7 protein-coding genes and 1 pseudogene are annotated in these 6,486 nt (G+C 45.2%); 5 read left to right on the top strand and 3 right to left on the bottom strand.

The window, feature by feature from the left end:
• The first annotated feature begins 56 nt into the window (after positions 1-56).
• The 4 genes and pseudogenes from rfbC to AC3A14_RS23630 all read left to right on the top strand — a co-directional run.
• On the top strand, positions 57-605 hold the full coding sequence (rfbC, locus tag AC3A14_RS23645) for a dTDP-4-dehydrorhamnose 3,5-epimerase (RefSeq protein WP_318697999.1): 549 nt from the start codon (positions 57-59) through the stop codon (positions 603-605).
• Entirely contained in the window at positions 602-1,489 is an 888-nt protein-coding gene (rfbD, locus tag AC3A14_RS23640) for a dTDP-4-dehydrorhamnose reductase (protein ID WP_318733337.1), read from the top strand. Before rfbC ends, rfbD begins: the two co-directional genes overlap by 4 nt.
• Before the next feature lie 77 nt (positions 1,490-1,566).
• Positions 1,567-2,640 (top strand): glucose-1-phosphate thymidylyltransferase, encoded by a 1,074-nt coding sequence (locus tag AC3A14_RS23635; RefSeq protein WP_318697996.1) that lies wholly within the window; start codon positions 1,567-1,569, stop codon positions 2,638-2,640.
• A gap of 75 nt (positions 2,641-2,715) precedes the next feature.
• Positions 2,716-2,898 (top strand): annotated as a pseudogene (locus AC3A14_RS23630) (EAL domain-containing protein); the annotation flags it as partial.
• Positions 2,899-2,974: 76 nt separating this feature from the next.
• On the opposite strand, the gene AC3A14_RS23625 reads toward AC3A14_RS23630, so the two are convergent.
• Positions 2,975-3,574, bottom strand: coding sequence for a rhomboid family intramembrane serine protease (locus AC3A14_RS23625; RefSeq protein WP_318699540.1), 600 nt, complete (start codon positions 3,572-3,574; stop codon positions 2,975-2,977).
• Between the two features lie 49 nt (positions 3,575-3,623).
• A complete protein-coding gene (gene mrdA / locus AC3A14_RS23620; RefSeq protein ID WP_318699541.1) occupies positions 3,624-5,381 on the bottom strand; it encodes a penicillin-binding protein 2 in 1,758 nt (585 codons plus the stop codon).
• A 219-nt stretch (positions 5,382-5,600) separates the two neighbouring features.
• Here mrdA and AC3A14_RS23615 point away from each other — a divergent pair, with 219 nt between their 5' ends.
• The gene (locus AC3A14_RS23615; RefSeq protein WP_318719698.1) at positions 5,601-6,017 is read left to right on the top strand and encodes a bacteriohemerythrin; all 417 of its coding nucleotides are present in this window, start codon (positions 5,601-5,603) and stop codon (positions 6,015-6,017) included.
• Here AC3A14_RS23615 and AC3A14_RS23610 read toward each other — a convergent pair.
• The coding region (locus tag AC3A14_RS23610) for a M24 family metallopeptidase (RefSeq protein WP_487779196.1) at positions 6,010-6,486 on the bottom strand (477 nt) is incomplete at its 5' end. The two genes, AC3A14_RS23615 and AC3A14_RS23610, sit on opposite strands and share 8 nt — an antisense overlap.

The raw sequence follows: 6,486 nt of genomic DNA, 5'->3' as shown, positions 1-6,486 counted from the left end.
TTCCCTATTCCCTATTCCCTATTCCCTATTCCCTATTCCCTATTCCCTATTCCCTTATGCAGTGTATTCCAACAAAAATTCCCGACGTTCTGATCCTAAAACCCAAAGTTTTTGGAGACGATCGCGGCTTCTTTTTTGAAAGTTATAATCACAAACGCTTTTTTGAAATTACCGGCCAATCTGTGGAGTTTGTCCAAGATAATCATTCTCGCTCCGTGAAGGGAGTATTAAGGGGCCTGCATTACCAAATTCAACAAGCCCAAGGTAAACTCGTCCGTGCTGCAGTCGGCGAAATTTTAGATGTGGCTGTGGATATCCGCAAAAGCAGCCCCCATTTTGGCCAGTGGGTTAGTTGTTTGTTAAGCGCCCAAAATCATCGCCAGTTATGGATTCCGCCTGGATTTGCCCATGGGTTTGTCGTGCTGTCGGAAATAGCAGAGGTACTGTATAAAGCCAGTGATTATTATGCTCCCCAACACGAGCGATCGATTTTGTGGAACGATCCCAATATCGCCATTGATTGGCAAATTGAAGGCTTAGAGCCGACCTTATCCACTAAGGATCGGGCGGGTAAGCTATTGTCAGATGCTGAGGTGTATTCATGACCCGAATTTTGGTAACTGGGGCCCAAGGGCAGTTGGGCCAAGAGTTGGTCACCTTGTTGACATCCTTGGGAGAGATCAGAGGAATTGATCGCAATGAACTCGATTTAACGGAATTTGACAAGGTGGAAGCCTTTTGGCAAGATTTGCAGCCGGATATTGTGGTGCATGGAGCTGCCTATACCGCAGTGGATAAAGCCGAAGAGGATGTTGATTTGGCCATGCAGGTGAATGGGGAAGTACCGGGAAAATTAGCCCGTTTAGCAGCCGCTTCTGGGACTCAGTTAATCCATATTTCCACGGATTATGTGTTTGATGGCAGTAAAAATCAGCCCTATTTGGAAACTGACCAGACTAACCCCCTGAGTTCCTATGGGCGATCCAAGTTGCAGGGCGAACAGGTGGTGCAAGAGAGTGGTGCAACCTTTGCCATCCTCAGAACTGCGTGGGTGTATGGAAATGGCATGACGGGTAACTTTGTCAAAACCATGTTACGTCTGGGTCAAGAGCGGGAAGAACTGCGTGTGGTGTACGATCAAGTGGGTTCGCCAACCTGGACAGTGGATTTGGCGGGAGCGATCGCCCAATTGATTCCCAAGCTGAATTCGGAAACAGTAGGTATTTATCATTACACGAATGCAGGAGTGACCAGTTGGTATGATTTTGCGATCGCCATTTTTGAAGAAGCCCAAAAGTTAGGCATTCCCCTAAAAATTAAACGAGTGCTTCCCATTACCACCGACCAATATCCCACCCCCGCCAAACGTCCCGCTTACTCCGTTCTTTCAGGCAAAAAACTCGCCGATCTTCTCGGAACCCCTGCCCCCCACTGGCGGCAAAGTTTACAGAAAATGTTAGCCGAATATGCCGAAAACTTAGTTTATTAGGGTAATCAGGGAGTTGGGAGACGCGGTGATTCCCTATTCCCTATTCCCTATTCCCTATTCCCTATTCCCTATTAATCATGAAAGCACTTATTTTATCTGGTGGTAAAGGAACTCGCTTACGTCCCATTACTTATACGGGGGCCAAACAATTGGTTCCAGTTGCCAATAAACCCATTTTATGGTATGGGATTGAAGGGATTGTGGGCGCAGGCATCACCGATATTGGCATTATTATTAGTCCCGAAACTGGAGAAGAGGTGAAAGCAACTACTGGGAATGGAGAACAGTTTGGCGCAAAAATCACCTATATTTTGCAGGAGAAACCCGCCGGTCTGGCCCATGCCGTAAAGGTGGCACAGCCCTTTCTAGGAAACGACCCATTCGTTATGTATTTGGGCGATAACATTATTCAAAGCGACTTAACTCCATTTTTGAACCAATTTAAAGAAAATAGCCTAGATGGACTCATTTTATTGCGTACCGTGTCTAATCCCAGTGCTTTTGGTGTGGCACAAGTGGATACTCAGGGAAGAGTCTTAAAGCTGGTGGAAAAACCGAAAGACCCGCCTTCAAATCTAGCACTAGTGGGGATTTACTTCTTTTCTGAGGCAATTCATGAGGCGATCGCCAGTATCCAACCGTCGCCACGAGGTGAACTAGAAATTACGGATGCCATTCAAGTCTTAATCGATCGCAAAACACAGGTAGAAGCGCGTCAGATCGAAGGATGGTGGTTAGATACCGGGAAAAAAGACGATCTTTTGGAAGCCAATCGCATTATTCTCGATACCCGCTTAGAATCAGAGGTTAAAGGAACTATCGATCCTCAAAGTCAAGTGATTGGTCGTGTGAAAATTGGCAAAGGGACAACAGTAATTAATAGCACTATTCGTGGCCCTGTTGCTATTGGGGAGAATTGTCATATCGAAAATACATTCATTGGCCCCTATAGTAGTATTGCTAATAGCACAACCTTAACAGAAGTCGATATTGAACACAGCGTGATTTTAGCAGAAGCAACCTTAGAAAATATCCCACAACGCATTGTGGATAGTGTGGTAGGTAGACGCGCTCGCTTAAACGTTGCTCCTCGTCGTCCAACAGCTCTACGGTTTATGATTGGAGATGATTGTCAGATTGAATTAGTTTGAGAGATCGATAAGGTTGGGCGATCTTTGCTTCTGAGAAAAGGAGTTTCTGGCTCCTGCTATTTCCCAGAATGAGTTATATATGGTCTATCAACCTTTTATATTCGGGAAATTCCTGAAGATACGGCTTCAGTATCTCTAGTGACAACCATTCTGGCAATGGCCCATGGACTGGGTTTGAAATCGATCGCCGAAGGGATCGAAACGGCTGAACAGCAGGTGTTATTAAAACACTTAGGTTGTGACTACAGTCAAAGCTATTACTTTAGCAAAGCGTTGAGAGCAGATGGATTTCAGGACTATGTCAGGGGGATAGGAGGGACGCGGAGATCAACAATTACCCATTACCACGCGAAGTGCTGTGTTTACGCTTGGCTAAAAAGCGAGCAGCTAGCACACCTCCAAGGAGTCCAAACAAGTGACCTTCCCAGGAAATCCCAGGTTGTCCGGGAAGCACTCCCCAAATGAGACCGCCATAGAAAAAACCTACGACTAGGGAAAGAAAGATTGAGGAAAAATTGCGTTCAAACAAGCCGCGAAAGAGTAAAAACCCCAAATAGCCAAAAATTAAACTGCTTGCGCCAATATGAAACGCTGGGGACCCAAATAGCCAAACTCCACTACCAGCCACTAACATGGTAATGGCTGTTACCCAAAAGAAATCGCTGGTTTCTTGCAACATCACCAACCATCCCAACATTAAAAAGGGAGCTGTATTGGCGATTAAATGGGGAAGATTACCATGCAAGAACGGAGACCAGAGAATGCCTCGCAAACCGATAATATTGCGCGGCAAAATGCCATATTGATCTAGCCCTCCGCTATAAAAGAGCAGATCTACAATCTCGACTACCCAGAAGAGGGTGACAAACCCACCCAAAATAAATATCTGGGTTTTGAATTCATTAACGATCGCCTTTCCTTCCTGACTACTCATCTTTCGTGACTCAAAGGATATCTTCTCTAGGTTAACAATTTCTCCTGCTCTACTGGCGGAAATAAGCCTGAAAAATTGCTTGAGCTACGGGTAGAGCGGTTTTGCCACCATAACCGCCATTTTCCACCACTACGGCGATCGCCACTTGGGGATCGCTGACGGGACCATATCCCACATATACCGCATGGGACTGTTGTCCCAACACCTCTGAAGTCCCTGTTTTTCCAGCCGTCAAAGGAATCGAACCATCATTCATCCCTCGTCCCGTTCCCTTTTGCACCACAGCCACTAAACCCTCTCGAATGGCTGCTATGGTGTCTGGAGATAATCCTGTCGGTTCCGGTTGCATCGTTTGGATATTCGTTTGCGAAGCCAATAAATGGGGTTTAACCCGCATTCCCCCATTGGCAATACTACCGATCATTACGGCTAACTCTAAGGGAGAAGCTAAAACCAAACCCTGACCAATGGACATACTCACCGTATCTCCAGGATACCAAGGCTCACCATAGAGGTCTTGCTTTTGTTCGGGAGTCGGCACAGAACCATTCCGTCCTCCTTCTAACCCCAAGAGACTTAAGTCGGTGGTTTTGCCAATACCCATCTTTTCGGCCCATTCGGCGATCGCCTTGACTCCGGCTTCCATACCCACCTTATAGAAAAAGGTATTACTGCTGTAAGCCAGGGCATCCCGAAACCCGATCGCCCCATAACCCCCACTATGCTCATGGAATTGAATGCCGCCCACTGTAATATAAGCAGAAGTCATTAACATCGAATAGGGACTAAACTTCCCCGACTCCATCCCTGCTGCTGCGGTCACAATTTTAAATGTACTTCCTGGAGGATAACCCTGTAGAGCGCGATTCAAAAAGGGTTGATCCTCTCCTTGTAACTCTTCCCACTCCTCGGGAGTCACCCGACGGGTAAAAATTTGTGGGTCAAACGTCGGGCCACTAGCCATGGCCAATACTCCGCCTGTTTTAACATCTAATGCTACCACTGCGCCCCGACGGTTTCTTAAAGCCTGTTCAGCGGCTTTTTGCAACTCTAGATCTAAGGTTAACTGTACTGAATCCCCAGACCGAGATTCATATAAGCCCAATTCTCGCAACTCTTCTCCCTTAGCATTCACCTCCACCAACCGGCCACCCCATTGACCTTTGAGTTGCTCATTGGCTAACCGTTCTACTCCCATTTGGCCCACAATCATCCCCATCGGATAATCTGGGTTAGCGTCGAGTTCTTCATGGGTGGCTTCTCCTACATAACCGATCGCATGGCTGGCTAAAGTTCCATGGGGATAGAGACGATTCGATTCTGAGCGAATTTCTACCCCAATCAGATTGAACTCGGAAAGAGCGGTAAATTCTTCTAAGCTCAAATTGCGGTAAATACGAATTGGTAGGCGAGATTGATAACGATCGGCGGCGAGTTGATCGATAATTTCTTTGGGGGAAATATTAAGAACGGTTGCTAACTGTTGCGCTTGAATTTCCCATTCTTCTGGCGATCGCTCTTTGGGCCAAAGATAAACCGACCGAGAGAGACGATTGGAGACTAGAATTTTTCCCTGGCGATCGAAAATATTTCCCCGGTCTGAGGGGACAGGCATTTGGCGAATGCGATTACTATCTGCTCGTTCTCGATTTTCTTTCCCCCGAATAATTTGCAGTTCGGCTAATTTCCAAGTATACGCTGTGAACATACTAGTAAAAATCAGAACGATTACTAGGGTTTGAGGAAGCCGTTTACGAGAAATTTTGGCCGGTGTGCTTTCAGCAAACCAGGAAGAAATAGAAGTCATAGAAATTCTGTTTTGTTGTTTCTTCGGGTTATTTATTTTTTCTACTGCACCCTAGACTAATCCGGAGTAATTACGGTATTAGTTCAAAACAAATGTTGTTTCCTATACCCTATGTCAGGACTTTGGAGAAATCTTTATTATCTGATCAACTTTCAGTCCTGTGAGTCATGTTAGAATCGGTTTCAATTCTTTTCCTATTTAAGCCTAAAGAGGTGGATTATGCCACGAACTTGGACAGATTCTCTCGAAATTGGAATTCCCTTATTAGATATTCAACATCAACAGTTGCTAGATGAAATGGATCGATTGCTAGAAGGCTTGAAGACGAAAAAATCGAACCGAGAAATTAAAAGTATTTTGAAAATGCTCGATGGCTATGTGGCCGTTCATTTTCGGTATGAAGAAGGTTGTATGGATAATTATCAGTGTCCTGTAGCTTGTGACAATAAAAATGCCCATCAGAGTTTTGTGCAGATGTTGACCCAGATTAAGAGTGATATTGAAATGAATCGGAATTTCAATCTCGTTGCAGATCAAGTGCAACGCAATTTACTCGATTGGTTTGTGAATCATATTCGCCGCATTGATAAACAATTGGAACCTTTGGTGCAGGCAAATAAGCCTATGGCTAGTTAATCATCACTTGTTCAATCTGGTCTGGAGTCGTTGGTAATTGTGCTGTTAATACTTCTGCCCCTTGGTCTGTAACTAATACATCATCTTCAATACGAATCCCGCGTACATCCTTAAATTGGGCAAGCTTTTCCCATCTAACAAGTTTATCATATTGATGGCGGAATTGGGGATTATCTAAAATTGCTGGAACTTGATAAAATCCGGGTTCAATGGTAACGATCATTCCTCGTTGGAGAGGACGATTTAATCGCAAAAACTGCAAGCCAAAGCGATCGCTCCTTTTGCGTCCTTGAGTATAACCCGCTAAATCACCCAAATCTTCCATATCATGGACATCTAAACCCAATAAATGACCAATTCCATGGGGAAAAAAGAGGGCATGGGCATCCTGTTCGACTAAGGTTTCTGGATTGCCAATTAAAATGCCTAAATCCACTAATCCTTCTGCCATGGCCAAGGCTCCCTCTAA

Source organism: Roseofilum sp. (genome assembly GCF_982964205.1).
Note: the sequence above shows the minus strand (reverse complement) of the source record. Positions and strands in the feature narration are given on the sequence as shown.

Bases quoted from the DNA above. Each gene is read 5' to 3' on its own strand.
- rfbD (WP_318733337.1), top strand. From the start codon at position 602: ATGACCCGAATTTTGGTAACTGGGGCCCAAGGGCAGTTGGGCCAAGAG.
- AC3A14_RS23615 (WP_318719698.1), top strand. From the start codon at position 5,601: ATGCCACGAACTTGGACAGATTCTCTCGAAATTGGAATTCCCTTATTA.
- AC3A14_RS23625 (WP_318699540.1), bottom strand. From the start codon at position 3,574: ATGAGTAGTCAGGAAGGAAAGGCGATCGTTAATGAATTCAAAACCCAG.
- mrdA (WP_318699541.1), bottom strand. From the start codon at position 5,381: ATGACTTCTATTTCTTCCTGGTTTGCTGAAAGCACACCGGCCAAAATT.
- rfbC (WP_318697999.1), top strand. From the start codon at position 57: ATGCAGTGTATTCCAACAAAAATTCCCGACGTTCTGATCCTAAAACCC.
- AC3A14_RS23635 (WP_318697996.1), top strand. From the start codon at position 1,567: ATGAAAGCACTTATTTTATCTGGTGGTAAAGGAACTCGCTTACGTCCC.